This is a genomic window from Haloarcula rubripromontorii (assembly GCF_001280425.1).
GTDB lineage: Archaea > Halobacteriota > Halobacteria > Halobacteriales > Haloarculaceae > Haloarcula > Haloarcula rubripromontorii.
In genome coordinates, this window is record NZ_LIUF01000002.1 from 655762 (window position 1) to 678591 (window position 22830).

Annotated in this window: 32 protein-coding genes and 1 tRNA gene; 27 read left to right on the forward strand and 6 right to left on the reverse strand. The window is 64.4% G+C overall.

Going from position 1 to position 22830, the window contains the following annotated elements:
• Window positions 1-8: 8 nt before the first annotated feature.
• Entirely contained in the window at window positions 9-3113 is a 3105-nt protein-coding gene (locus AMS69_RS08550; RefSeq protein ID WP_053967640.1) for an adenosylcobalamin-dependent ribonucleoside-diphosphate reductase, read from the reverse strand.
• A 574-nt stretch (window positions 3114-3687) separates the two neighbouring features.
• Here AMS69_RS08550 and AMS69_RS08555 point away from each other — a divergent pair.
• The 3 genes from AMS69_RS08555 (at window position 3688) to AMS69_RS08565 (ending at window position 6882) form a co-directional block, all read left to right on the forward strand.
• Window positions 3688-4257, forward strand: coding sequence for a J domain-containing protein (locus AMS69_RS08555; protein ID WP_053967641.1), 570 nt, complete (start codon window positions 3688-3690; stop codon window positions 4255-4257).
• A gap of 37 nt (window positions 4258-4294) precedes the next feature.
• Window positions 4295-4978, forward strand: coding sequence for a phosphoglycolate phosphatase (locus AMS69_RS08560; RefSeq protein ID WP_053967642.1), 684 nt, complete (start codon window positions 4295-4297; stop codon window positions 4976-4978).
• Between the two features lie 275 nt (window positions 4979-5253).
• Entirely contained in the window at window positions 5254-6882 is a 1629-nt protein-coding gene (locus AMS69_RS08565; protein WP_053967643.1) for a GTPBP1 family GTP-binding protein, read from the forward strand.
• 11 nt (window positions 6883-6893) lie between these two features.
• Here AMS69_RS08565 and AMS69_RS08570 read toward each other — a convergent pair whose 3' ends face one another.
• The 5 genes from AMS69_RS08570 to AMS69_RS08590 all read right to left on the reverse strand — a co-directional run bounded on the left by AMS69_RS08570 (window position 6894) and on the right by AMS69_RS08590 (window position 9806).
• Window positions 6894-7388, reverse strand: coding sequence for a hypothetical protein (locus AMS69_RS08570; protein ID WP_053967644.1), 495 nt, complete (start codon window positions 7386-7388; stop codon window positions 6894-6896).
• Between the two features lie 2 nt (window positions 7389-7390).
• Window positions 7391-8323, reverse strand: a complete 933-nt coding sequence (mch, locus tag AMS69_RS08575) for a methenyltetrahydromethanopterin cyclohydrolase (RefSeq protein WP_053967645.1) — start codon at window positions 8321-8323, stop codon at window positions 7391-7393.
• Window positions 8324-8347: 24 nt separating this feature from the next.
• Window positions 8348-8680 carry an MTH1187 family thiamine-binding protein gene (locus AMS69_RS08580; protein ID WP_053967646.1) on the reverse strand — a complete coding sequence of 111 codons (333 nt, stop codon included), beginning with the start codon at window positions 8678-8680 and terminating at the stop codon, window positions 8348-8350.
• A gap of 72 nt (window positions 8681-8752) precedes the next feature.
• Window positions 8753-9400 (reverse strand): HVO_2922 family protein, encoded by a 648-nt coding sequence (locus AMS69_RS08585; protein ID WP_053967647.1) that lies wholly within the window; start codon window positions 9398-9400, stop codon window positions 8753-8755.
• 334 nt (window positions 9401-9734) lie between these two features.
• A tRNA-Gly gene (locus tag AMS69_RS08590) sits at window positions 9735-9806 on the reverse strand.
• Between the two features lie 348 nt (window positions 9807-10154).
• Here AMS69_RS08590 and AMS69_RS08595 point away from each other — a divergent pair.
• The 24 genes from AMS69_RS08595 to AMS69_RS08710 are packed head-to-tail and all read left to right on the forward strand — an operon-like array spanning window position 10155 to window position 22826.
• Window positions 10155-11000 (forward strand): putative RNA uridine N3 methyltransferase, encoded by an 846-nt coding sequence (locus tag AMS69_RS08595; protein WP_053967648.1) that lies wholly within the window; start codon window positions 10155-10157, stop codon window positions 10998-11000.
• A 4-nt stretch (window positions 11001-11004) separates the two neighbouring features.
• A complete protein-coding gene (rpl3p, locus tag AMS69_RS08600; RefSeq protein ID WP_053967649.1) occupies window positions 11005-12021 on the forward strand; it encodes a 50S ribosomal protein L3 in 1017 nt (338 codons plus the stop codon).
• 3 nt (window positions 12022-12024) lie between these two features.
• Window positions 12025-12765, forward strand: a complete 741-nt coding sequence (rpl4p, locus tag AMS69_RS08605; RefSeq protein WP_053967650.1) for a 50S ribosomal protein L4 — start codon at window positions 12025-12027, stop codon at window positions 12763-12765.
• On the forward strand, window positions 12762-13019 hold the full coding sequence (locus AMS69_RS08610; RefSeq protein WP_004591553.1) for a 50S ribosomal protein L23: 258 nt from the start codon (window positions 12762-12764) through the stop codon (window positions 13017-13019). The genes rpl4p and AMS69_RS08610 overlap by 4 nt, the downstream gene beginning before the upstream one ends.
• A 2-nt stretch (window positions 13020-13021) precedes the next feature.
• Entirely contained in the window at window positions 13022-13744 is a 723-nt protein-coding gene (locus AMS69_RS08615) for a 50S ribosomal protein L2 (RefSeq protein WP_004516968.1), read from the forward strand.
• On the forward strand, window positions 13741-14163 hold the full coding sequence (locus AMS69_RS08620) for a 30S ribosomal protein S19 (protein WP_053967651.1): 423 nt from the start codon (window positions 13741-13743) through the stop codon (window positions 14161-14163). Before AMS69_RS08615 ends, AMS69_RS08620 begins: the two co-directional genes overlap by 4 nt.
• A 2-nt stretch (window positions 14164-14165) precedes the next feature.
• Complete coding sequence (locus AMS69_RS08625; protein WP_053967652.1) at window positions 14166-14627, forward strand: 50S ribosomal protein L22; 462 nt, start codon at window positions 14166-14168, stop codon at window positions 14625-14627.
• Complete coding sequence (locus AMS69_RS08630; protein WP_053967653.1) at window positions 14627-15541, forward strand: 30S ribosomal protein S3; 915 nt, start codon at window positions 14627-14629, stop codon at window positions 15539-15541. The genes AMS69_RS08625 and AMS69_RS08630 overlap by 1 nt, the downstream gene beginning before the upstream one ends.
• On the forward strand, window positions 15538-15753 hold the full coding sequence (gene rpmC, locus AMS69_RS08635; RefSeq protein ID WP_053967654.1) for a 50S ribosomal protein L29: 216 nt from the start codon (window positions 15538-15540) through the stop codon (window positions 15751-15753). Before AMS69_RS08630 ends, rpmC begins: the two co-directional genes overlap by 4 nt.
• Window positions 15753-16037: a ribonuclease P protein component 1 gene (locus AMS69_RS08640; protein ID WP_053967655.1), complete on the forward strand. Its 285-nt coding sequence runs from the start codon at window positions 15753-15755 to the stop codon at window positions 16035-16037. The genes rpmC and AMS69_RS08640 overlap by 1 nt, the downstream gene beginning before the upstream one ends.
• The gene (locus AMS69_RS08645; protein ID WP_053967656.1) at window positions 16028-16381 is read left to right on the forward strand and encodes a 30S ribosomal protein S17; all 354 of its coding nucleotides are present in this window, start codon (window positions 16028-16030) and stop codon (window positions 16379-16381) included. The genes AMS69_RS08640 and AMS69_RS08645 overlap by 10 nt, the downstream gene beginning before the upstream one ends.
• Window positions 16381-16779, forward strand: a complete 399-nt coding sequence (locus AMS69_RS08650) for a 50S ribosomal protein L14 (RefSeq protein ID WP_004516961.1) — start codon at window positions 16381-16383, stop codon at window positions 16777-16779. The genes AMS69_RS08645 and AMS69_RS08650 overlap by 1 nt, the downstream gene beginning before the upstream one ends.
• A gap of 4 nt (window positions 16780-16783) precedes the next feature.
• Window positions 16784-17146, forward strand: a complete 363-nt coding sequence (gene rplX, locus AMS69_RS08655; protein WP_053967657.1) for a 50S ribosomal protein L24 — start codon at window positions 16784-16786, stop codon at window positions 17144-17146.
• Window positions 17143-17847: a 30S ribosomal protein S4e gene (locus tag AMS69_RS08660; RefSeq protein WP_053967658.1), complete on the forward strand. Its 705-nt coding sequence runs from the start codon at window positions 17143-17145 to the stop codon at window positions 17845-17847. Before rplX ends, AMS69_RS08660 begins: the two co-directional genes overlap by 4 nt.
• A complete protein-coding gene (locus tag AMS69_RS08665) occupies window positions 17844-18377 on the forward strand; it encodes a 50S ribosomal protein L5 (RefSeq protein ID WP_053967659.1) in 534 nt (177 codons plus the stop codon). Before AMS69_RS08660 ends, AMS69_RS08665 begins: the two co-directional genes overlap by 4 nt.
• A complete protein-coding gene (locus AMS69_RS08670; protein WP_053967660.1) occupies window positions 18374-18559 on the forward strand; it encodes a 30S ribosomal protein S14 in 186 nt (61 codons plus the stop codon). Before AMS69_RS08665 ends, AMS69_RS08670 begins: the two co-directional genes overlap by 4 nt.
• Before the next feature lie 2 nt (window positions 18560-18561).
• Window positions 18562-18954 carry a 30S ribosomal protein S8 gene (locus AMS69_RS08675; RefSeq protein WP_004516956.1) on the forward strand — a complete coding sequence of 131 codons (393 nt, stop codon included), beginning with the start codon at window positions 18562-18564 and terminating at the stop codon, window positions 18952-18954.
• A 2-nt stretch (window positions 18955-18956) separates the two neighbouring features.
• Window positions 18957-19493: a 50S ribosomal protein L6 gene (locus AMS69_RS08680; protein ID WP_004591564.1), complete on the forward strand. Its 537-nt coding sequence runs from the start codon at window positions 18957-18959 to the stop codon at window positions 19491-19493.
• Window positions 19493-20218: a 50S ribosomal protein L32e gene (locus tag AMS69_RS08685; RefSeq protein WP_053967661.1), complete on the forward strand. Its 726-nt coding sequence runs from the start codon at window positions 19493-19495 to the stop codon at window positions 20216-20218. Before AMS69_RS08680 ends, AMS69_RS08685 begins: the two co-directional genes overlap by 1 nt.
• Window positions 20218-20667, forward strand: a complete 450-nt coding sequence (locus tag AMS69_RS08690) for a 50S ribosomal protein L19e (RefSeq protein WP_008312924.1) — start codon at window positions 20218-20220, stop codon at window positions 20665-20667. Before AMS69_RS08685 ends, AMS69_RS08690 begins: the two co-directional genes overlap by 1 nt.
• Complete coding sequence (locus AMS69_RS08695) at window positions 20667-21230, forward strand: 50S ribosomal protein L18 (RefSeq protein WP_049944128.1); 564 nt, start codon at window positions 20667-20669, stop codon at window positions 21228-21230. Before AMS69_RS08690 ends, AMS69_RS08695 begins: the two co-directional genes overlap by 1 nt.
• A complete protein-coding gene (locus tag AMS69_RS08700; protein ID WP_004957374.1) occupies window positions 21227-21865 on the forward strand; it encodes a 30S ribosomal protein S5 in 639 nt (212 codons plus the stop codon). Before AMS69_RS08695 ends, AMS69_RS08700 begins: the two co-directional genes overlap by 4 nt.
• Window positions 21865-22329, forward strand: a complete 465-nt coding sequence (gene rpmD / locus AMS69_RS08705) for a 50S ribosomal protein L30 (protein ID WP_053967662.1) — start codon at window positions 21865-21867, stop codon at window positions 22327-22329. Before AMS69_RS08700 ends, rpmD begins: the two co-directional genes overlap by 1 nt.
• Window positions 22329-22826 (forward strand): uL15m family ribosomal protein, encoded by a 498-nt coding sequence (locus AMS69_RS08710; protein ID WP_053967663.1) that lies wholly within the window; start codon window positions 22329-22331, stop codon window positions 22824-22826. Before rpmD ends, AMS69_RS08710 begins: the two co-directional genes overlap by 1 nt.
• The last annotated feature ends 4 nt before the right edge of the window (window positions 22827-22830 follow it).

Consider the following 22830-nt stretch of genomic DNA (forward strand, 5'->3'; position numbering starts at 1 on the left):
TTTCCCGATTAGCACTCGGACCAGCCACAGGACTCGCAGGTCTTGCAACCCTCTGAGTAGTACAGCGACAGCGAGCCACAGTCAGGACACTCCGGGCTCTCGCCGGCGTCGATGATGTCCTGCTGGTCGCCGCTCGTGTCGGCTGCGGCAGCCGCGCCGCCGTCGGTCTGGGTCTGCGTAGCGGTCCCGTCTTCGGCCTTCTCGGCGGTCTCTTCAAGCGTGGTCTGGTCGGGATAGGCCTTGTCGACATCGCCGTCAAGGTAGCGACGCAGGGCCGTGCCGATGGCGTCCGGGATGGACTGTATCTGCTCGCCCTTGTCCCAGGCGACCTTCGGCGACCGGATCCCCTGCAGTTCGTCGGCGATCTCCTCGGGGTCGACGCCCGAGCGGAGCGCGGTCGAGATGGTCTTGGCCAGTGCCTCGGTAAAGGAGGCCGTGAACCCGCCGGAGTTGCCGATGTTGGCGAACAGCTCGAAGGGGCGGTCGGCCTCAGGGTCCTCGTTGATGTTGACGTACAGTTTCCCGTAGCCGGTGTCGATGCGCTGGGTCACGCCGTGGAGCACGTCCGGCCGGGTCTGCTTCTTGGCGAACTCGGCGTCGGTATCGCCGTCGGCGACGCTCAGGATTTCCTCGACGGAGTCGTTGAGGGCGGCCTGGACGGCCTCGTCTTCGAGGAAGCCCTCGATGCCGCCGAAGACCTCCTCTATCTGGGCGACGACCTCCTCGGCGTCCATGTCCGAGAACTCCGTGTTCTGGGCGCGCGTAGTCAGCACCTGCTTGCTTCGGGTGCCGTCGCGGTAGTAGGTGACGCCCTTGCCGCCGTGGTCGTAGATGTACTCGAACACTTCGGCGGCGTCCTCGGTCGTGGAGTCGTTCGGGGCGTTGACCGTCTTCGAGATAGCGGAGTCGACGCCCTCCTGACAGGCCACCTGAATACCTGCGTGCTGCTTCGCCGAGAGGTCGCCCGTCGTGACGAACAGTTCGCCGATGGCGTCGGGCACAGTCGTCAGCCCGTCGACGCCGTCGAACTCGTTGTTGGCCATCTGCTCCTGGGCCTCCTGTTTGACGGCCTCGACGTCGATGTCGTTGTCCTCCAGGGCCCGCAGGAAGTAGTCGTCGAACTCGACGAGCATCTCGTCGCCCTGCACGTCGTCGGAGACGTTCTTGTAGTAGGCGACGTTGTAGATCGGCTCACACCCACCGGTGGTGTTGCCGATCATCGAGGTTGTCCCGGTCGGGGCGATGGTCGTGGTGTTGTGGTTGCGGATGGGGTAGCCGTCTTCCCAGTCCGCGGCGTCCTCGCCGGTCTGCTTCTCGAACCAGTCGGGGTATGCCGTCGGGTTCGCGTACTTGGAGTTCTCCCACTCGGAGAAGACACCACGTTCCTCGGCGAGTTCGTGACTCGTAGCCTTGGACCCGTGGTTGATGTGTCGCATCGTCTGCCGGGCGATCTCGTTGGCCTCCTCGGTCCCGTAGGCGACGCCGAGCTGGATGTACAGCTGCGCGAGGCCCATGATCCCGAGGCCGATCTTGCGCATCTCCCGGACCTTCTGCTCGATCTTCTCGACTGGGAAGTCGGACATCGTAACGACGTTTTCGAGGAAGCGGGTGCCGAGTTCGATGCGTCGGTCGAACTCGTCCCAGTCGATCGCTTCTTCGAGGAACGCGTCGATAGCCCCTTCAATCGAGTCGTACTCGTCAGCGTGCCGGTCCGACCAGACGCGCCAGTCCGGCGCGTCCGTGGCGGCCAGCGTCGAGAGGTTGATGTGCCCGAGGTTACAGGCCTCGTACTCCTCGAGAGGCTGTTCGCCACACGGGTTCGTGGCGAGAACCTCGTGTTCGGGGTGTTCCTCAACGTCGAAGGAGTGTTGCTTGTTCACCCGTTCGAGGTAGATGACGCCGGGCTCGCCGTTCTCGTGAGCGCCCTCGACGATGTCGTCCCAGAGTTCCTCGGCCGGAATCGAGAGTTCCTCACCGACCTCGACGTGCTCGCCGAGGCCGAACATGTCGTACAGTTCCTTCGTCTCCTCGGTGACGATGTGGGGCTCGCCGGTCCGCGGGTTGGTGAAGGTGAACTCCTCGCCGGCTTTCAGCGCCTGCATGAAGTCGTCGGTGACGCCGACGGAGATGTTGAAGTTCGAGAGATGGCCCTCGACGGCGTTCCGGAGGTGCTTTGGCACCTTTCCGTCGTCGTCGATGAGTTCCCGTGCTTCCTCCAGCGCCTCGGCAAAGGAGTTGTGCGTGAAGTCGTCCGGGTCGTTCAGGCGAAGCGTCTCGGCCAGCGAGACGTCCTTGTTCTTGGCGTGGATGAACTGGATGACATCCGGGTGAGAGACGCGCATGACGCCCATCTGTGCGCCGCGGCGAGCCCCGCCCTGTGCGATAGTTTCGCACATCTGGTCGTAGGTCCGCATGAACGTGATGGGGCCGGAAGCGATGCCGCCGGTGGAGCCGACGGGGTCGCCGTACGGGCGGAGCTTCCAGAACGCATAGCCCATGCCACCGCCGGACTGGAAGACCTGCGCGGCCTCCTTTGCGGTCTGGTGGATGTCGTCGATGTCGTCGGCCGGCGAGTCGACGAAGCAGGCCGAAAGCTGCTGGAGTTCGTCGCCGGCGTTCATCAGCGTCGGCGAGTTCGGCATAAAGGAGAGCTGTTCCATCTGCTCCTGGAAGGCGTCGGCGGTTGTCTCGACGTGGTCGCGGACGCCCTCGGGCAGTTCCGGTACGACCGTCTCGTAGGCGAACTTGTTGACGTTATAGACAGAGAGTTCGGTCTCGACATCGTCGTCGACGGACGTTCCCTTGCCGAACACCTCGTCTGCGAGCTCGTCGCGACGCGGGTGGTCGGGCTTCAGCTGGTCCGGCGAGACGTGTACGTCGACGTCTTGTTTGTTGGCCTCGAACACGGCCTCGGCGAGTGCGATATTCTTCGCGACGCGGTCGAAGAGGTCCTCGGGTTCCTCGATGAGGTCACCGTCGGCATCCTTCCGGAGGTAGCGAGCCGGGAGGATGTTGTGGTAGGCGTTGCCTGTGAGTCGCTCTTCGATAGTGTCACCGTCAGTACGTTTGATCGGGAGCGTGATCTCGTCGGCGGAAAGGTCGCTGTTACTCATCGCCCGCTCCTCCTCCCGACAGCGGTCGTCTGTCGGTCGATACCCCTCGTCGTAGCTACCCGTGATCCTGTCATTTCTGGCGGCGAATACGTATTCATCGATAGCGTTTAATCCTTCTTGTCTGCGATTCGGTGGTGGCCGTAGCAAGCTCTGAAGTCGCGGCTACGGTACTCGACGAACTGTGCTGGTGACGCGTGAAACGATAGCCGCGTACAACGGGATAGATGCCGGCGATTCTTCTTAATACTGTCTAGACCGAGGTGAAAGTGAAAACCCGTCCTCGTGAACCACCAGACGTGACCGAGATATCCAGTAGAAACAGGCGGGGGTTCAGGTGTGCTGACATACGCTCACTAACAGTACGTAGGGAGGTAATAAGACTGTGTCAGCCCCTCCGCTGTAGTGCGGTTTTGGCAAACCAGGCCTGTCAGTCCGTGCGGTGTCGATACCGCGTGCATTCTCGCTGTTCCGCTCCTGATTCTTCCGGGAACGTGGCCGCTATGGCGTCCGAGAGCGAACAAATTGGCAGGCGAGAGGCGGGACGCTTACAGGTCTGTGGACCGAAGGAAAACGCGTGCAGTACGACGGGCTCACCAAGGGAATCGCAGTGGTGTTTGGAGGCCTGACAGTCGTTCTGACGGCGGTGGGCCTCGTAATCAATCCTGCGGTGCTCTTTCTGGCGCTCATGTTTGGGGTGTCGACGTATTTCATGTACTACCACCTCAGCGGGAAGATGGCGGCAAGCCTCTACGAACGGGTCGAGCGACAGGCAGCACAGAACACGGGGAACGGCCGTCGCGGCGGGTTCGGAGCCGGCCCACGAGAGGAGTGGGAACCGCCACGAGACGGTCGCCGAGCGCGCCGCTCACAGGCGAGCCAGGGTGGCCAGCGTCGCCGTCAACGACGCCAGCGCCAGCGGCGCCAGACAGCGGGCGGCCGGCAGCGCCGACAGCGCGTTCAGTCGTCGGGGCCGAGTCCGGCAGAGGCCTACCGACGGCTGGGCCTCGACCCGGATGCCGACCAGAGTACCATCAAGCGGGCCTACCGGGAGAAAGTCAAAGAGGTCCATCCAGACACCGACGGCGGGAGTGAACGGGAATTCAAGCAGGTGCAGGCAGCCTACGAGACGCTGACTGACGACTGACCGCAATTTCCATAAGCGGTGCTCCAGACCCGGACGTATGGACAACGACACGCCGCCGCTTATTGTCGACATCGACGGAACGCTGACCGACGAGAACCGCGCAATTGACCCCCACGTCATGCCGGTCCTCCGCGAGTGGCCTGCACGCGTCGTCATCGCTACCGGCAAGGCAATGCCGTTCCCGATTGCCCTCTGTGAGTTTCTGGGTATCGAACGGACAGTCGTCGCCGAGAACGGTGGCGTCGTGTTCGTCGAAGCGACAGACGAACTCAGGCTGGAAGGCGATCACGAGGCGGCGTTAGCGGTCGGCGAGGCCTACCGCGATCTGGGCCACGACCTCGGCTTCGGGCAGGTCGATCTGGCAAACCGATGGCGCGAGACGGAACTCGTCGTGTCGCGCGACCGGCCGCTTGAACCACTGGAGGAGCTGGCTTCGGCGCGCGGGCTTGTCGTCCTCGACACCGGCTTCGCCTACCATGTGACGGACCCGGTCGTCGACAAGGGAACGGGTCTTGAAGCGGTGTGTGCGGAACTTGGCTTTGAGCCCGCCGAGTTTCTGGCGGTCGGCGACTCGGTAAACGACGCCCAGATGTTCGACCTGGCCGGCGAGGCTGTTGCCGTTGCTAATGCCGATGAGACGGCACTCGAACGGGCCGACCGGGTGACCGACGCGAGCTACGGCGACGGCTTTCTCGAAGCGGTTGCGCCCTACCGGAGCTAACCCCCCGTTCGGTGCTTTCACTCGCTGTCAGACCTGTTGCTAACCGGACTGGCGAACAGGTGACGCCATCGACACCAGCTCGCACACGGCGCGGCGTCACGCAACTGCGAAGGCCGTGTGACGGTTCAGTCCATGAACCGTGCTGGCCGCGCCTTCGCGTATAAATATCCGTCCGAGCGCTACTGTGAGAGATACCCTCAGCCATCGGTTTCAGGAGCGCTCTGGAGCCGTAAATCCGGGGAAGGCTTATGTCTGCCCCACGGTAACGAGGGAACATGAGCCCCGACCGGGCTGTCCTCCGGCGCGCGCTTGACCGCGGCGAGCGGGAGGGCGGCAGCGTCGAGTTCAAAGAACGGCTCACCGAAGAGCTCCACCTCTCCGAGGGGCGACTCGAATCCCTCGCGGCGCAACTCCGCCACCGCGTCCTCTCTGGAGACGGGGAGGCGACGTACGTCGTCGGCGTCACCGACGACGGTGGTCTCGCCGGCATCTCGCCGGCGGAGTTTTCCGAGTCCATGGACGTACTCAGCCTGCTGGCAGAGGAAGCCGGCGCACACATCGAGGACGTGAAAACGTGGGGCGTCGACGGTGTCTCCGAAGACGGGTCGACAGCCACCGACGGCATCGTGGGCGTCGCGACGGTCTCCGAGGGGTCGGTCCTCGCGGACGACGACCACATCGTCGTGGGAACGGCCGGCCACGTCGACCACGGCAAATCCACGCTCGTAGGGTCGCTGGTCACCGGCGACGCAGACGACGGCGAGGGCGGGACACGCGGCTTTCTGGACGTACAGCCACACGAGGTCGAGCGGGGGCTGTCCGCGGACCTCTCCTACGGCGTCTACGGCTTCGACGATGACGGGGAGCCGATCCGTATGGACAACCCACATCGAAAGGACGACCGCGCTCGCGTCGTCGAGGAGTCCGACAGACTGATCTCTTTCGTCGACACTGTCGGTCACGAGCCGTGGCTTCGGACGACGATACGCGGCCTCGTCGGCCAGAAGCTCGACTACGGCCTCCTGACCGTCGCGGCCGACGACGGGGTGACAGAGACGACGCGAGAACACCTCGGTATTCTCCTGGCGACGGATCTCCCGACGATTGTCGCCATCACCAAAACCGACCTCGTCGATCAAGAGCGGGTCGCCGAGGTCGAACGTTCCGTCGAGCAGGCACTTCGAGAGGTCGACAAGACGCCGCTCCGGGTGGAGCGCCACGGCGTGGACACGGCAATAAACGAGATCTCCGAGACCGTCGTGCCGGTAATTACCACCAGCGCCGTCACCAAGGAGGGGCTGGACGACCTCGACGAGATGTTCGAGGCGCTGCCCAAGACTGCCGGTGAAGTTGGCGACTTCCGGATGTACGTCGACCGGACGTACAATGTCCAGGGCGTCGGTGCGGTCGCGTCTGGCACAATCAAATCCGGCGAGGTCGAGGCCGGCGACGAACTGCTCCTCGGACCGATGCAGGACGGGAGCTTCCGGGATGTCGAGGTCCGGTCCATCGAGATGCACTACCACCGGGTCGACGAGGCCAAGGCCGGCCGCATCGTCGGCATCGCGCTGAAGGGCGTCCGCGAGGCAGACATCGAGCGCGGGATGGTCCTGCTACCGAGCGACGCGGACCCGTCGCCGGTCCGTGAGTTCGAGGCCGAGGTGATGGTGTTGAACCACCCGACCCGTATCGGCGACGGCTACGAACCCGTGGTCCACCTCGAAACGGTCAGCGAGGCCGCCGCGTTCTACCCGGAGGGTGGACAACTGCTCCCGGGTGACGCCGGCACGGCCCGCGTCAGGTTCAAGTTCCGCTCCTACCTCGTCGAGGAGGGCCAGAAGTTCGTCTTCCGCGAGGGGAGTTCGAAAGGCGTCGGGACCGTCACCGACACCGATCCGGCGTAGCGCCCGGCGTTTTACTGATTCGTCCCGTCAGTCGACTGCCTGTAGCCGTCGGCCGTCTCCTCGGCGAGGCCGAACAGCACGGCCCACTCCAGCAGATTCGTGACACGGTCCAGCCAGACGGCCTCCCAGTCGGCGTGTCGCTCACGCTCCCAGCGGGGCACCTCGTCCCGGAGCGTGTCGAACGCGGCCTCGGCGTCGACTGGCTCCGAGCCGAGCGCGCCGAGGAGGGCGTCGACGCCGAAGACGGAGTCCTCGAACGCGCTCGCGAGGGCCGCCCGGTCGGGGTCGGTCTGCGTCCGGTAGTAGCCCCGCTCGCTCTCGGCGACCAGCCCCAGCGCCTGCAGGAACACGAGGTACTTCTGTGCTGTTTCGCGGGCCGTCACGTCGGTCGCCGTCTGAATCGCGCGACAGCAGTCCGCCTCGCTGTCGGGGACCAGCGGAATCGCCTCGCGGGCGGTCCGGAGAAACGAGAGCGAGCGGGGCGGCGGCGCGACCTTGTAGCGCACGGTCAGAGGCCGAAGCTCTCGGCTAACACGCGCTTGCTCGTCTCTCCGACGACGTGCGTGTCGCCGCCGACAACATCGATGGTGACGGCGGCCGGGCCGAACAGTTCGACGGGAAGCTCCGCGAAGTCCCAGTCCACATCCTCGAAAACACCCTCTAGTGGTTCGCCGTACTCTCTGGCGGCGACGGAGGGGACCTCGTCGAAGCGGTCGAAGGACTCGTCGACGGTGAGGTGGACCTCGCTGCCGTAGGCGAGCGCGTCAGTCGTCCGGGCCATCGCGGTCGCCTCGTCGCCGGCGACGGGCGCGACCGGCGCGCGGCCGGTGGCCGACAGCACCGACACCGGGTCGAAGCCGAGTTCGGCCAGCCGGAAGACGGCCAGTTCGGCGGCACGGGCCGCGGCGACGACGCTCCCGGTGACACTCGCCGTCGCGAACGACGGCAGGAACACGCCCGTCTCGGGGACGCCGGTGCGCTCGGCAACCTGGCTTGCAACATCCTCATCTGGAAGTTTGTCGGTCTCAAGGGCCAGTACAGCGAAGTCAGCGTCCTCTCGGTAGCCGATGCGCTGGAAGGCCTCTTCCTCGGCCACCAGCGCGCGTGCCGGGCCGCTCCCGAGCGCCTCGAAGTCGTCGACGGCCAGTTCCCAGCCGCCCTTCTGTGAGCACAGCAGGGCCAGCGCCGGGTGGTCCGTCGACAGTTCGACGTGGTTCAACGGTGCGCCGCCGACGGTGTCCATCGTGGACTGAACCGTCGCCAGCCCGGCCGTCTGGATTTCCGCCAGCAGCATGCCGGCCTCGACAGCGCCGGGGACCTCGACACCGAAATCCAGCACCGCGGCGTCGCCCTCCAGCGCGTGTACGTCTATCGTGAGTTCGTCCGCGAAGTCGATGGCCTCGTCGACGAGTTCTGTGGCCATTCGATTGAGACTATCCATACGCCGTCTTTGGCACCCTTCCCTTTAATCTCCGCCTTCGGCCGCGTCGCTTCTGGCCGCCCGACCGAGATGCGCTTCGACGGCGTCGACCTTGTCTTGTGCCTGCTGGTCGACGGTCCGCTTGTCGTCGATTTTCAGGAACGTGCTCACGCGGTCAGTCTGCTCCCCGACAGCCTCGTGAGCGGCGTGGGTGGCCGCGAACAGTTCCTCGCTGTCCTCCGCTTCGATTATCGTCCCCATCGGCGTCGTCTCGTACTCGACGTCGAACGCCTCCAGCGCTGCGACGGCGTCGGCGACGTACGACGACATGCTGTCTTCGATGACCGGTGCGACCGAGAGAAACCCTATGCAAGTCACATCGGTTCACACGCGCGCCTGCGACCTAACCGCTGTGGTGTTGAGAACTGAAGACGCCGCCGTCAGAAGCGCTTACTCGGTGTCTTCGACCGGTGCACCGCGCGCGTTCGTCTTCACGCTCTGGAGACCCTGTTTCGCCTTCTGCTTGGAGGCGTAGCCCTGCCCGCAGTCGGCGATTATCTCACCGTTGTCGTGGCGGAGCCGCCAGCGGGCCTTGTCCTCGCTGTCTTTGAACAGTTCGAACGTCGCCTTGCTTCCCCCCTCGTCGGGAGCCGTCTCGTCTCTCGTCTGGTCGACGACGTACGCGCCGGGGGCGTTGTTCTTGACGCTCTCGAGCCCTTGCTTTGCCTTCTGCTTGGAGGCGTACCCCTCGCCGCTGTCGGCGATGATGTTCCCGTTGTCGTGGACGAGTCGCCAGCGGTACTGCTCGCCGCGGTCCTCATACACCTCGAACGTGGCCTTGCTCGCGACGACTTCGGTCTCAACTGCCCCCTCTTCTTCCTCCCACTCCATCTCGATTTCGAGGGTAACGGTGCCGTCCTCGCGCTCGACCCCGACCTCGAAGTCAGATTCGGCCGGCGGGGCGACCGTCACAGTCTGTTCCTCGTCGGCCGGCACGGGCTCGCCGCGGCTGAGTCTGTTGGCCAATCGTCGGAAGTACGACGCGATTCCTCTGCGACTACGCGTTTCCTGTGACTCGTGGACTGTCTCGTCTGTCATGCGCTCTCACTGTCGATGGGGTAACAAATAATGGTATTCCCCAGTGGCGAGTGGCGCTACGATCGCGCAAAGTACCCGACAGCGGTAGATGAAACACTCGCTTGCGGATGTCGGATCGGAGAATGCGCTGGCTGGGAGTGAGCAATCGCGGATCGATTGCGACTCACGCCAGACGAAGTCTGTCTGCGTTGGAACCGAACCAGACGGTCGCCCTCACACGCTCCGTTCGTTGCTGGCGCTGCGATTGGCAGGGTCCAAATCCAGTTCGGTTTTCCGACCCACAGATTACGAACACACGCCACGCAATGCTCGATAGAACGGTTCGTCGTAGAAATGCGCTGGCTGGGATTTGAACCCAGGTTGTGACCATGGCAAGGTCACGTGATACCAACTACACTACCAGCGCGCACTTCGTTTGCCCTGACCCTTGCGACCGTCGGCCGCTCGGTACCAGCGCGCAACGCCTCGTTGCAATCAAATCTGGCGAGGGTGAGAGTAAAAAGCCTTCCGTTTTCCGGGGAAAACCATGGGAAGTGAGGGCAATCATCGCCCCGGCTGAGCGCCGGATCGTGTGATGGCGTCACGAGACATGGACTTTCGGAAGCGGCAATCCAGTGAGCCGTTGCATCGGTCTCGAACCGGCATGACGGACCATGTGAACGCAACGCATCGCGAACGCGAAACGGGGGCTTTTTAAGCCCTGGAAAGGGAGATATCGGCACAGTCTAGTGGCGCGACGTGGAAGCGTCACGGCATGACGACCAGCGTACTCGTGCCGTCTTCCCTCGCACGGGAAGCCGAGGACAGACGCGAGGCAACTCGCAAGCTCGGTTACGTGGCCCGCGCGGCCGCGGTCTACCGGGTTGATCGGCTGACAGTGTATCCCGACCCTGACGGGGCGGGCAAGTGGGAAGACGGGTTCGTCGAAACCGTACTGCGGTACGCCGCGACGCCCCCACACCTCCGAAAGGAGATGTGGGGTAAGCGGGACGAACTGGAGTACGTCGGCGTCCTGCCGCCGCTCCGCGTGCGTTCACAGACCGGCTCCGGATCTGAGGGTTCGGGGTCGTTAAGACAGGGAATCGTGACCGAGGTCGGAGCTGATGGGCGCGTCCGGGTCAATTGCGGCATGCAACACCCGATCTCCCTGCCCGTCCCAGCGGATATGGACGTGGCACAGGGGGAGCGCGTGACCGTCAGGGTCTCTTCGCGACGGCCGGTCCGGGCGAAACTCGTCGACGCCCCTACAACGGGATTCGACGTTGTCGCCGCGGACCTCGATGCGGCACTCTCGCGCGACGATGCCGGGCTCACTATCGCGTCCTCGCGATACGGCGAGCCGGTAACGTCGACCCGTCTCGGCCAACTGGTCGAGCGGCGCGACGCCGAGGGCGGCATGACCGTCGCCTTCGGGGCACCCGAGCGCGGGTTACCGTCGATACTCGACGTTGCCCCGGACGCCGTCGGGGGAGACCAGACGAGCGACGAACCAGAAGGGTTCGACCTCTGGCTGAATACGGTTCCGAACCAGGGCAGTGAGGTCGTGCGAACGGAAGAAGCTCTGTTCGCCTCCCTCACCTGTCTAACCCTCACGGAGTAAACGAATGCCACAACCAAGCAGACCACGCAAAGGCTCAATGGGCTTTGGCCCGCGCAAGCGCTCGACGAGCGAGACACCTCGCTTCAACAGCTGGCCGTCCGACGACGGACAGCCGGGCGTCCAGGGGTTCGCCGGCTACAAGGCAGGCATGACTCACGTCGTGCTTGTCAACGACGAACCCAACTCCCCCCGCGAGGGGATGGAGGAGACTGTCCCCGTGACAGTCATCGAGACGCCGCCGATGCGCGCCGTCGCCCTGCGAGCGTACGAAGACACGCCGTACGGTCAGCGTCCGCTGACGGAAGTCTGGACCGACGAGTTCCACTCGGAACTCGACCGGACCCTGGACGTTCCGGAGGACCACGACCCGGACGCTGCTGAGGAACAGATACGCGACGCTCACGAGGCCGGTGACCTCGGGGACCTGCGACTCATTACGCACACCGTCCCCGACGCCGTCCCGAGCGTCCCGAAGAAAAAGCCCGACGTGATGGAGACTCGCGTCGGCGGTGGGTCCGTTTCGGACCGCCTCGACTACGCCCTCGACCTCGTCGAGGACGGTGGCGAACACGCCATGAACGACATCTTCCGCGCCGGCGAGTACGCCGACGTGGCCGGTGTCACGAAAGGCAAGGGGACGCAGGGTCCCGTCAAGCGGTGGGGCGTCCAGAAGCGGAAAGGCAAACACGCCCGTCAGGGATGGCGTCGACGGATCGGCAACCTCGGTCCGTGGAACCCGTCCCGCGTGCGCTCGACGGTCCCCCAGCAGGGGCAGACCGGCTACCACCAGCGCACCGAGCTCAACAAGCGCCTCATCGACATCGGCGAGGGCGACGAACCCACCGTTGATGGCGGCTTCGTCAACTACGGCGAGGTCGATGGGTCGTACACGCTCGTGAAGGGCTCCGTGCCCGGTCCGGACAAGCGCCTGGTGCGCTTCCGGCCCGCAGTGCGTCCGAACGACCAGCCGCGCCTCGACCCCGAGGTGCGCTACGTCTCCAACGAATCGAACCAGGGATAACCTATGCAGGCAACAATCTACGACCTGGACGGCAACACAGACGGCGAGGTCAACCTGCCGGACGTCTTCGAGACGCCGGTTCGGTCCGACCTCATCGGCAAAGCTGTACGTGCCGCACAGGCCAACCGAAAGCAGGACTACGGGTCCGACGAGTACGCCGGCCTCCGAACGCCGGCCGAGTCCTTCGGTAGCGGCCGCGGGCAGGCACACGTCCCGAAGCAGGACGGCCGTGCCCGCCGCGTCCCGCAGGCGGTCAAGGGCCGACGCGCCCACCCGCCGAAAGCCGAGAAGGACCGCTCGCTCGACCTCAACGACAAGGAACGGCAGCTGGCCGTTCGCTCGGCGCTGGCCGCGACGGCCGACGCCGACCTCGTCGCCGACCGCGGCCACGAGTTCGACCGTGACGAAGTCCCCGTCGTCGTCTCTGATGACTTCGAGGACCTCGTCAAGACGCAGGAAGTCGTCTCGCTGCTGGAGGCGCTCGATGTCCACGCGGACATCGACCGCGCCGACGAGACGAAAATCAAGGCTGGACAGGGGTCGGCCCGCGGACGGAAGTACCGTCGTCCCGCCTCGATTCTCTTCGTGACCAGCGACGAGCCGTCGACGGCCGCCCGCAACCTCGCGGGGGCCGACGTGGCGACCGCCAGCGAGGTCAACACCGAAGACCTCGCGCCCGGCGGCGCACCCGGTCGACTCACAATCTTCACCGAATCCGCACTCGCGGAGGTGGCCGAGCGATGAGCTGGGATGTCATCAAACACCCACACGTCACTGAGAAGGCCATGAACGACATGGACTTCCAGAACAAGCTCCAGTTCGCCGTCGACGACCGCGCCTCCAAGGGCGAGGTCGCCGACGCCGTCGAGGAGCAGTACGACGTGACGGTCGAACAGGTCAACACGCAGAACACGATGGACGGCGAGAAGAAGGCCGTCGTTCGTCTCTCCGAGGACGACGACGCGCAGGAAGTCGCCTCCAGAATTGGGGTGTTCTAACGATGGGACGACGAATCCAAGGACAACGGCGCGGCCGCGGGACCTCCACGTTCCGTGCTCCGTCGCACCGTTACAAGGCTGATCTGGAGCACCGCAAGGTCGAGGACGGCGACGTCGTCGCCGGCACGGTCGTCGACATCGAGCACGACCCTGCCCGCTCGGCACCAGTCGCCGCCGTCGAGTTCGAAGACGGCGACCGTCGACTCATCCTCGCGCCGGAAGGCGTCGGGGTGGGCGACGAGCTACAGGTCGGCGTCAGCGCCGAGATCGCACCCGGGAACACGCTCCCGCTGGCCGAAATCCCAGAGGGAGTCCCGGTGTGTAACGTCGAATCCAGCCCCGGTGACGGTGGGAAGTTCGCCCGCGCGTCGGGTGTCAACGCCCAGCTGCTCACCCACGACCGCAACGTCGCGGTCGTCAAGCTCCCCTCCGGGGAGATGAAGCGGCTTGACCCGCAGTGTCGCGCCACCATCGGCGTCGTTGCCGGTGGCGGCCGGACTGACAAGCCGTTCGTCAAGGCTGGCAACAAGCATCACAAGATGAAAGCGCGAGGGACGAAGTGGCCAAATGTCCGCGGTGTTGCGATGAACGCCGTCGACCACCCGTTCGGTGGTGGCGGCCGCCAGCACCCCGGCAAGCCCAAGTCCATCTCGCGGAACGCCCCGCCTGGCCGTAAGGTCGGGGACATCGCCTCGAAGCGAACAGGTCGAGGTGGCAACGAATGAGCTCAGAATACCAAATCGGCCACGAAGGAGAGTTCTCCTTCCGCGGCCACACGCTCGACGAGCTGCAGGCAATGGAGCTCGAGGAAGTCGCGGAACTGCTCCCCGCTCGACAGCGGCGAAGTATCGTACGCGGCCTGACTGAGGAGAAACACAAGCTCCTCGAGAAGGCCCGCGAGGCCGGCGAAGAGGAGACAGCCAACGATCCGATCCGGACGCACCTGCGCGACATGCCGGTGCTCCCGGAGATGGTCGGGCTGACCTTCGCCGTCCACGACGGCCAGAACTTCGAGCGTGTCAAAGTCGAGCCCGAGATGCTCGGCCACTACCTCGGTGAGTTCCAGCTCACCCGGAGTAGCGTCGAACACGGTCAGGCCGGTATCGGAGCGACACGCTCCTCGAAGTTCGTACCGCTCAAATAATCATGGGAATCAGTTACTCAGTCGAAGCCGACCCGGACACGACGGCCAAAGCGATGCTCCGGGAGCGGCAGATGAGCTTCAAGCACAGCAAGGCCATCGCCCGCGAGATCAAGGGCAAAACGGCCGGCGAGGCTGTCGACTACCTCGAGGCGGTTATCGAGGGCGACCAGCCCGTTCCGTTCAAACAGCACAACTCGGGCGTCGGCCACAAAAGCAAGGTCGACGGCTGGGACGCCGGACGCTATCCGGAGAAGGCCAGCAAGGCCTTCCTCGACCTGCTCGAGAACGCGGTCGGCAACGCCGACCACCAGGGCTTCGACGGTGAGGCCATGACGATCAAGCACGTCGCCGCCCACAAGGTTGGCGAGCAGCAGGGTCGCAAGCCCCGCGCGATGGGGCGTGCCTCGGCGTGGAACAGCCCGCAGGTCGACGTCGAACTCATCCTCGAGGAGGTCGAAGACTAATGGCCGACGAACAACAGTTCATCGAGGACGGACTCCAGCGGACCCAGATAGACGAGTTCTTCGCAGAAGAACTCGGTCGCGCCGGCTACGGCGGCATGGATGTCGCCAAGACGCCGATGGGGACCCAGATCGTGCTCAAAGCCGAGAAGCCAGGGATGGTCATCGGCAAGGGCGGGAAGAACATCCGGAAAATCACGACGGAACTCGAGGACCGATTCAACCTCGACGACCCGCAGGTCGACGTGCAGGAAGTCGACGAGCCGGACCTCAACGCCCGCATCGTCGCGGACCGACTGGCCAACGCACTCGAGCGTGGCTGGTACTTCCGCAAAGCGGGCCACACCACCATCGACCGCATCATGGAGTCGGGCGCACTCGGCGCAGAGATCGTCCTCTCCGGAAAGGTCACGGGTGCTCGCTCACGCGTGGAGAAGTTCAACCGCGGCTACGTCAAGCACAACGGCGAGCCCGCGGAGGAGATCGTCGACAGCGGCGTCGGCGTCGCGGTGATGAAGCTCGGTACCATCGGGGTCCGAGTCAAGATCATCCCGCCGGACGCGGAGCTCCCCGACGACTTCGAGATCTACGAGGATGTCGACGTCGAGGACTACGTGGCTGACACCGACGGCGAGTCCGTCGAGGAACTCCTCGAAGGCGAGCCCGAAGACAGCGAAACCGCTGAGGAACTCGACGAGGACGTGGCCGCTGGGGCCGACGACGACTCCGAGACCGACGAGGAGTTCGTCGACGAGGAAATCGTCGAGGAAGACGTCGAAGTCCCGACTGACGACGACGTCGAGGACGTCGACGTCGACGAACTCGAAGAGGCTGTCGACGAAGAACTCGACGAGGACGTCGAAGCCGAAGCCGAAGAGCTGATGGACGAGATGGACGAGGAGGGTGACGACGAATGACCGTCCTCCACGTCCAGGAGATTCGGGACATGACGCCCGCCGAGCGCGAGGCGGAACTCGACGACCTGAAGACCGAACTACTGAACGCCCGGGCCGTCCAGGCCGCGGGTGGTGCGCCGGAAAACCCCGGCCGCATCAAGGAGCTGCGGAAGGCCATCGCCCGCATCAAGACGGTGCAGGGCGAAGAAGGCGACCTGCAGGAGAACGAATAATGCCACTGACACCCGAGACGCTCCCACGACACGAACTCGTCGGCCTCGACTGCGAGGTCGTCACGGCGTCCAACCCGGACGCCGTCGGTATCAGCGGAACTGTCGTCGCGGAGACGACACAGATGCTGACGGTCGAGGGAGCCGACCGGGTGTGGCACGTGCCGAAGGACGGCGCGACATTTTCGTTCGCCCTGTCGACCGAGACGGTATTGGTCGACGGCGACCGACTCGTCGCGCGTCCCGCTCGTCGCACAGAGAACACAGGAGATTCACTATGGCGCTAGGACTGAACGTACAGGAACCGGAGGAAGCCTGTGCCGATCAGAACTGCCCGTTCCACGGAGCCCTCTCCGTGCGCGGACAGACACTGAACGGCGAGGTAGCCTCCACTGACATGGAGAAGACCGTTGTCGTCGAGCGCGAGTACGACGTGAAGGTGCCGAAATACGACCGCTTCATGAAGCGGCGGAGCCGCGTTCCGGCTCACGCACCTGACTGTCTCGACCTCGCGGTCGGTGACACGGTCACGATAGCAGAGTGTCGACCGCTCTCGAAAACGAAAAGCCACGTCGTCGTTAGCGCGGGCTCGGACGAGGCCGCGAACGACGAACAGGACGGTGATGCCTGATGGAAGCACTCGGTGCTGACGTCACGCAAGGCCTGGAGAAGGGCTCGCTCATCACGTGTGCGGATAACACGGGAGCGCGCGAACTCAAGGTCATTTCCGTCCACGGCTACTCGGGAACGAAGAACCGCCACCCCAAGGCTGGGCTGGGCGACAAGATCACGGTCTCGGTCACCAAGGGGACGCCCGAAATGCGTCGCCAGGTGCTCGAAGCCGTCGTCGTCCGCCAGCGAAAGCCGATCCGTCGACCCGACGGCACCCGCGTCAAGTTCGAAGACAACGCGGCCGTCATCGTCGACGAGAACGAGGACCCGCGCGGGACCGAGCTGAAAGGTCCCATCGCACGGGAAGTCGCACAGCGATTCGGCAGTGTGGCATCAGCAGCGACGATGATCGTATAGAACCATGAGCAAGCAACCAGACAAACAACGCAAGAGTCAACGACGTGCCCCGCTTCACGAGCGGCACAAGCAGGTCCGGGCGACGCTGTCTGCCGACCTCCGCGAGGAGTACGGCCAGCGAAACGTCCGCGTCAACGCTGGTGACACCGTCGAGGTGCTCCGCGGCGACTTCGCCGGCGAGGAAGGCGAAGTTCTGAACGTGGACCTCGATAAGGCCGTCATCCACGTCGAAGACGTCACGCTCGAGAAGACGGACGGTGAGGAAGTCCCGCGACCGCTTGACACCTCGAACGTCCGCGTGACGGACCTAGACCTCGAAGACGAGAAGCGCGAGGCGCGTCTCGAATCGGAGGATGATTCCGCATGAGTAACCACCAGAAGCGACTCTCGGTGCCAGACAGCTGGCCCGTAGAGCGCAAGACCGCGACGTTTACGGTGAAAGCCGGTGCCGGCCCGCACGGTGAGGACGGGGTTCCCCTCCTCATCGTCCTTCGGGACGTGCTCGGCTACGCCGACAACCGCAAGGAAGCCCGCTACGCCCTCAACGAGGACAACGTCCTCATCAACGGGAAGGCCATCTCTGACGAGGAACGCCCCGTCGGGATGTTCGATATTCTGGCCTTCACCGAGCGCGAGGAGTACTACCGCGTGTTCCCCGGCGAGGGTGGTCGGCTAGCGCTGACCGCAATCGACCCGGACGCGGCACAGTCCAAACTCGGCAAGATCGTCACCAAGACGCACGTCTCCGGTGGCGACGTCCAGCTGGGGCTCCACGACGGTGAGACGCTCATCGTCGAGGACGGCCAGACCTACGACGGTGGTGACTCCATCGTCGTCGGCAACGAGGACGGCGATGTCGTCGCTCACTTCGAATACGAAGAGGGCGCGCTCGTCACCGCCGTCGACGGCGCCCACGCGGGCGAAGTCGGCGAGATCGAGGAGATTCAGGTGACGCCGGGCTCGGCCCAGAACAACGTCATCGTCTCACAGGACGACGGCGAAGGCTTCGAGACGGTCGAAGAGTACGTCGTCGTCATCGACGAGAACTTCACAGGTGATGACGAATGAGCTCCGAGAGCGAGTCCAGCGGCGATTTCCACGAGATGCGCGAACCGCGCATCGAGAAGGTCGTCGTTCACATGGGTATCGGCCACGGTGGCCGCGACCTCGCCAACGCAGAGGACATTCTCGGGGAAATCACCGGGCAGACGCCGGTACGAACGAAGGCCAAGCGGACTGTCGGCGAGTTCGACATCCGCGAGGGCGACCCAATCGGTGCGAAGGTTACCCTCCGCGACGAGATGGCCGAAGCGTTCCTCGAGACCGCACTGCCACTCGCCGAACTGTCGGCAACGCAGTTCGACGACACCGGCAACTTCAGTTTCGGCGTCGAGGAACACACCGAGTTCCCGAGTCAGGAGTACGACCCGAGCATCGGAATCTACGGGCTTGACGTGACGGTTAACCTCGTCCGCCCCGGCTACCGCGTCGCCAAGCGCGACAAGGCGTCGCGCTCGATTCCGACGAAGCATCGACTCAACCCGGCGGACGCAGTCGCCTTCATCGAGTCGACCTACGACGTGGAGGTGAGCGAATGAGCGAAAGTGAAACCACAGACGAGCCCGATTCCGAGACGGCATCCAGTGAGCGAACTGGCCAGCTCGAGTCCTGTCAGCGCTGCGGTCGCGAACAGGGACTCGTCGGCAAGTACGACATCTGGCTGTGCCGCCAGTGCTTCCGCGAGATTTCGCGGGGCATGGGCTTCAAGAAGTACAGCTAACAATGACAGGGAACGACCCATTTGCCAACGCACTGTCGGCGCTTAACAACGCCGAAAGCGTCGGGCACCTAGAGCAGACAGTATCGCCCGCTTCGAACGAGATCGGCAGCGTCCTCGAGGTCTTCTACGACCGCGGGTACATCGACGGATTCAGTTTCGTCGACGACGGCAAAGCCGGCGAGTTCGAAGTCGAACTGAAAGGAGCCATCAACGAGTGTGGCCCGGTCAAGCCCCGCTACTCAGCGGGTGCCGACGAGTTCGAGAAGTGGGAGAAGCGATTCCTCCCCGCCCGTGACTACGGGACGCTCGTCGTCACGACCAGCCACGGCATCATGAGCCACTACGAGGCTCGTGAGCAGGGCGTTGGTGGCCAAGTCATCGCGTACGTATACTAACAATGCCACGAGTAGAACTGGAGATTCCGGAGGACGTGGACGCCGAGCAGGACCATCTCGACATCACCGTCGAGGGGGACAACGGCAGCGTCACGCGTCGGCTCTGGTACCCTGACATCGACGTGTCCGTCGACGGCGACACGGTCGTCATCGAGTCCGACGAGGACAACGCCAAGACGATGTCGACGATCGGTACCTTCCAGAGCCACATCGAGAATATGTTCCACGGCGTGACCGAGGGCTGGGAGTACGGTATGGAGGTCTTTTACTCTCACTTCCCGATGCAGGTCGACGTCGAGGGTGACGAAGTCGTCATCGAGAACTTCCTGGGCGAGAAGGCCCCCCGCCGCACGACGATCCACGGCGATACGGACGTCGAAATCGACGGTGAGGAGCTGACTATCAGCGGTCCCGACATCGAAGCCGTCGGTCAGACCGCTGCGGACATCGAACAGCTCACGCGCATCAACGACAAGGACGTGCGCGTGTTCCAGGACGGGGTGTACATCACCCGAAAACCGAACCGAGGTGACGCCTGATGGCGGACAACGAAGAAGACGTCGAAGCAGAGGAAGCGTACACCGAGCTGACCGACATCAGCGGCGTTGGCCCGTCCAAGGCGGAATCGCTCCGCGAGGCCGGGTTCAACTCGGTCGAAGACGTTCGCGGTGCCGACCAGTCCGCGCTCGCCGATGTCAGTGGCATCGGGAACGCGCTGGCGGCCCGAATCAAGGCCGATGTCGGCGGACTCGAAGTCGATTCCGAGACCGAAGCCGAAGTCGAAGAGGAAGGCGGCGAAGAAGCGCCCGACGAGGACGTGGAGACGGAACTCCAGGCTCGCGGGCTCACCGACAAGACGCCGGACCTCTCCGACGAGGAGGCGCGGTTACTGACCCAGCGACACCGGGTCGGCAAGCCGCAGTTCAACCGCCAGGACCACCACAAGAAAAAGCGCGTCTCGACCTCGTGGCGCAAGCCCCGCGGCCAGCTCTCGAAGCAGCGCCGCGGCATCAAGGGCAAGGGCGACACGGTCGAGGCAGGCTTCCGCTCGCCGACCGCGGTTCGCGGCAAGCACCCGTCCGGCTTCGAGGAGGTCCGCGTGCACAACGTGGACGACCTCGAAGGCGTCGACGGCGACACTGAGGCCGTTCGGATCGCCTCAAAGGTCGGTGCTCGCAAGCGCGAGCGAATCGAAGAGGAAGCCGAGGACGCGGGTATCCGCGTTCTCAACCCCACCTACGTCGAAGTCGAGGTGAGTGAGTGATGACTGATCTCTCTGCACAGAAGCGACTCGCGGCTGACGTCCTCGACGTCGGGAAGAACCGCGTCTGGTTCGACCCCGAGCGACAGGGCGACATCGCCGACGCGATCACCCGCGAGGACGTTCGCGAACTGGTCGATGAGGGCGCCGTTCAGGCGAAAGACAAGAAAGGCAACTCCCGTGGACGCGCCCGGGAGCGCCAGAAGAAGCGTGCGTACGGCCACCAGAAGGGAGCCGGCTCCCGGAAGGGCAAGGCAGGCGCACGGCAGAACTCCAAGGAGGACTGGGAGTCACGCATCCGCGCACAGCGGACGAAGCTGCGCGAACTGCGTGACGAGGGAACGCTTTCGAGTTCGCAGTACCGCGACCTGTACGACAAGGCCGGCGGTGGCGAGTTCGACAGCGTTGCCGATCTCGAACGTTACATCGACGCAAATCACGGTGACGCATAATGGCGACAGGACCACGATATAAAGTACCGATGCGGCGACGCCGCGAGGCCAGAACCGATTACCATCAGCGGTTGCGCCTGTTGAAATCCGGTAAGCCACGTCTCGTTGCTCGAAAGAGCAATAAACACGTCAGGGCGCAGCTGGTGACGCTTGGCCCCAACGGCGACGACACTCTCGCGTCCGCTCACTCGAGCGACCTCGCCGAGTACGGCTGGGAGGCCCCGACGGGCAACATGCCCTCGGCCTACCTCACCGGTCTGCTCGCCGGGCTTCGCGCACAGGAAGCGGGCATCGAGGAGGCAGTGCTCGACATCGGACTCAACAGCCCGACCCCCGGAAGCAAAGTATTCGCAATACAGGAAGGCGCAATCGACGCCGGCCTGGACATTCCGCACAACGACGACGTACTCGCCGACTGGCAGCGCACGCGCGGTGCCCACATCGCCGAGTACGACGAGCAGCTCGACGAGCCGCTGTACAGCGGCGACTTCGACGCTGCAGACCTCCCGGAGCACTTCGACGAGCTCCGCGAGACCCTACTGGACGGTGACATCGAACTATGAGTGCTAACAACGGATGGGAGCCACGGACACGCCTCGGCAAGCAGGTTGTCGAGGGCGAAATCGACTCCATGCAGGAGGCGCTGAACTCCGGACTCCCGCTGAAAGAATCGGAAGTCGTCGACCAGCTCGTTCCCGATCTGGAAGACGAAGTGCTGGACATCAACATGGTCCAGCGGATGACAGACTCCGGCCGCCGCGTGAAGTTCCGCTGCGTGGTCGCCGTTGGCAACCGCGACGGCCTCATCGGCTACGCCGAAGGGCGTGACGATCAGGTCGGCGGTGCCATCCAGAAAGCTATCGACATCGCGAAGCTGAACATCATCGATGTCTCCCGCGGCTGTGGGTCCTGGGAGTGTGGCTGTGGCCGTCCCCACACGGTCGCGCTGCGCACCGAGGGCAAGGCCGGGAGCGTCGAAGTCGAGCTGCAGCCGGCCCCGCGCGGGCTGGGCCTCGCGGGCGGAGAGACCGTCCGCAAGGTGCTCGAACTCGCCGGTATCGAGGACATCTGGACACGCAGTAGCGGGAACACGCGTACCACGGTCAACTTCGCGAAGGCGACCTTCAACGCCCTGCAGAACACGGCCGAGGCGCGCGTCCCCGAACGAACCTTCGAGAAGCGAGAGGTGATCGAGTGATGCACGCGCTCGTCCAGCTCCGTGGCGAAGTCAACATGCACAGCGACATCCAGGACACCCTGGAGATGCTCAACATCCACCACGTGAACCACTGCACGCTCGTCCCTGAGACGGACGCCTACCGCGGCATGGTGACGAAGGTCAACGACTTCGTCGCCTTCGGTGAGCCGAGCCAGGACACCTTGGAGACGATTCTGGCCACGCGCGCCGAGCCGCTTGAGGGCGACGCCGACGTGGACGACGAGTGGGTCGCCGAGAACACGGACTACGACGACATCTCCGGGCTCGCGTTCGCGCTCCTCTCCGAGGAGACGACGCTGCGCGAGCAGGGACTGTCCCCGACGCTCCGTCTGCACCCGCCTCGCGGCGGCCATGACGGCGTCAAACACCCCGTCAAGGAGGGCGGGCAGCTCGGGAAACACGACACCGAGGGAATCGACGACCTCCTGGAGGCGATGCGATAATGACGAGTAAAAAGAAACGACAGCGCGGCTCACGTACGCACGGCGGCGGCTCGCACAAGAACCGACGTGGTGCCGGTCACCGCGGCGGTCGCGGTGCCGCAGGCCGTGACAAACACGAGTTCCACAACCACGAACCGCTCGGCAAGAGCGGCTTCAAGCGCCCGCAGAAGGTGCAGGAAGAGGCCGCAACTATCGACGTTCGCGAGATCGACGAGAACGTCACGCTGCTGGCCGCCGACGACGTCGCCGAAGTCGAAGACGGTGGCTTCCGCGTCGATGTCCGTGATGTGGTCGAAGAGGCCGACGACGCCGATTACGTGAAGGTCCTCGGTGCCGGCCAGGTTCGCCACGAACTCACGCTCATCGCCGACGACTTCTCCGAGGGCGCTCGCGAGAAAGTCGAAGCCGCAGGCGGAAGCGTCGAACTGACCGACCTCGGCGAGCAGCGCCAGGCCGAGGCCGAAGAAACCGACGACGCGGACGCGGACGAGGAATAACGAA

Bases quoted from the DNA above. Each gene is read 5' to 3' on its own strand.
- AMS69_RS08550 (WP_053967640.1), bottom strand. From the start codon at position 3,113: ATGAGTAACAGCGACCTTTCCGCCGACGAGATCACGCTCCCGATCAAA.
- AMS69_RS08560 (WP_053967642.1), top strand. From the start codon at position 4,295: ATGGACAACGACACGCCGCCGCTTATTGTCGACATCGACGGAACGCTG.
- AMS69_RS08565 (WP_053967643.1), top strand. From the start codon at position 5,254: ATGAGCCCCGACCGGGCTGTCCTCCGGCGCGCGCTTGACCGCGGCGAG.
- mch (WP_053967645.1), bottom strand. From the start codon at position 8,323: ATGGATAGTCTCAATCGAATGGCCACAGAACTCGTCGACGAGGCCATC.
- AMS69_RS08585 (WP_053967647.1), bottom strand. From the start codon at position 9,400: ATGACAGACGAGACAGTCCACGAGTCACAGGAAACGCGTAGTCGCAGA.
- AMS69_RS08595 (WP_053967648.1), top strand. From the start codon at position 10,155: ATGACGACCAGCGTACTCGTGCCGTCTTCCCTCGCACGGGAAGCCGAG.
- rpl3p (WP_053967649.1), top strand. From the start codon at position 11,005: ATGCCACAACCAAGCAGACCACGCAAAGGCTCAATGGGCTTTGGCCCG.
- rpl4p (WP_053967650.1), top strand. From the start codon at position 12,025: ATGCAGGCAACAATCTACGACCTGGACGGCAACACAGACGGCGAGGTC.
- AMS69_RS08610 (WP_004591553.1), top strand. From the start codon at position 12,762: ATGAGCTGGGATGTCATCAAACACCCACACGTCACTGAGAAGGCCATG.
- AMS69_RS08615 (WP_004516968.1), top strand. From the start codon at position 13,022: ATGGGACGACGAATCCAAGGACAACGGCGCGGCCGCGGGACCTCCACG.
- AMS69_RS08620 (WP_053967651.1), top strand. From the start codon at position 13,741: ATGAGCTCAGAATACCAAATCGGCCACGAAGGAGAGTTCTCCTTCCGC.
- AMS69_RS08625 (WP_053967652.1), top strand. From the start codon at position 14,166: ATGGGAATCAGTTACTCAGTCGAAGCCGACCCGGACACGACGGCCAAA.
- AMS69_RS08630 (WP_053967653.1), top strand. From the start codon at position 14,627: ATGGCCGACGAACAACAGTTCATCGAGGACGGACTCCAGCGGACCCAG.
- rpmC (WP_053967654.1), top strand. From the start codon at position 15,538: ATGACCGTCCTCCACGTCCAGGAGATTCGGGACATGACGCCCGCCGAG.
- AMS69_RS08640 (WP_053967655.1), top strand. From the start codon at position 15,753: ATGCCACTGACACCCGAGACGCTCCCACGACACGAACTCGTCGGCCTC.
- AMS69_RS08645 (WP_053967656.1), top strand. From the start codon at position 16,028: ATGGCGCTAGGACTGAACGTACAGGAACCGGAGGAAGCCTGTGCCGAT.
- AMS69_RS08650 (WP_004516961.1), top strand. From the start codon at position 16,381: ATGGAAGCACTCGGTGCTGACGTCACGCAAGGCCTGGAGAAGGGCTCG.
- rplX (WP_053967657.1), top strand. From the start codon at position 16,784: ATGAGCAAGCAACCAGACAAACAACGCAAGAGTCAACGACGTGCCCCG.
- AMS69_RS08660 (WP_053967658.1), top strand. From the start codon at position 17,143: ATGAGTAACCACCAGAAGCGACTCTCGGTGCCAGACAGCTGGCCCGTA.
- AMS69_RS08665 (WP_053967659.1), top strand. From the start codon at position 17,844: ATGAGCTCCGAGAGCGAGTCCAGCGGCGATTTCCACGAGATGCGCGAA.
- AMS69_RS08670 (WP_053967660.1), top strand. From the start codon at position 18,374: ATGAGCGAAAGTGAAACCACAGACGAGCCCGATTCCGAGACGGCATCC.
- AMS69_RS08675 (WP_004516956.1), top strand. From the start codon at position 18,562: ATGACAGGGAACGACCCATTTGCCAACGCACTGTCGGCGCTTAACAAC.
- AMS69_RS08680 (WP_004591564.1), top strand. From the start codon at position 18,957: ATGCCACGAGTAGAACTGGAGATTCCGGAGGACGTGGACGCCGAGCAG.
- AMS69_RS08685 (WP_053967661.1), top strand. From the start codon at position 19,493: ATGGCGGACAACGAAGAAGACGTCGAAGCAGAGGAAGCGTACACCGAG.
- AMS69_RS08690 (WP_008312924.1), top strand. From the start codon at position 20,218: ATGACTGATCTCTCTGCACAGAAGCGACTCGCGGCTGACGTCCTCGAC.
- AMS69_RS08695 (WP_049944128.1), top strand. From the start codon at position 20,667: ATGGCGACAGGACCACGATATAAAGTACCGATGCGGCGACGCCGCGAG.
- AMS69_RS08700 (WP_004957374.1), top strand. From the start codon at position 21,227: ATGAGTGCTAACAACGGATGGGAGCCACGGACACGCCTCGGCAAGCAG.
- rpmD (WP_053967662.1), top strand. From the start codon at position 21,865: ATGCACGCGCTCGTCCAGCTCCGTGGCGAAGTCAACATGCACAGCGAC.
- AMS69_RS08710 (WP_053967663.1), top strand. From the start codon at position 22,329: ATGACGAGTAAAAAGAAACGACAGCGCGGCTCACGTACGCACGGCGGC.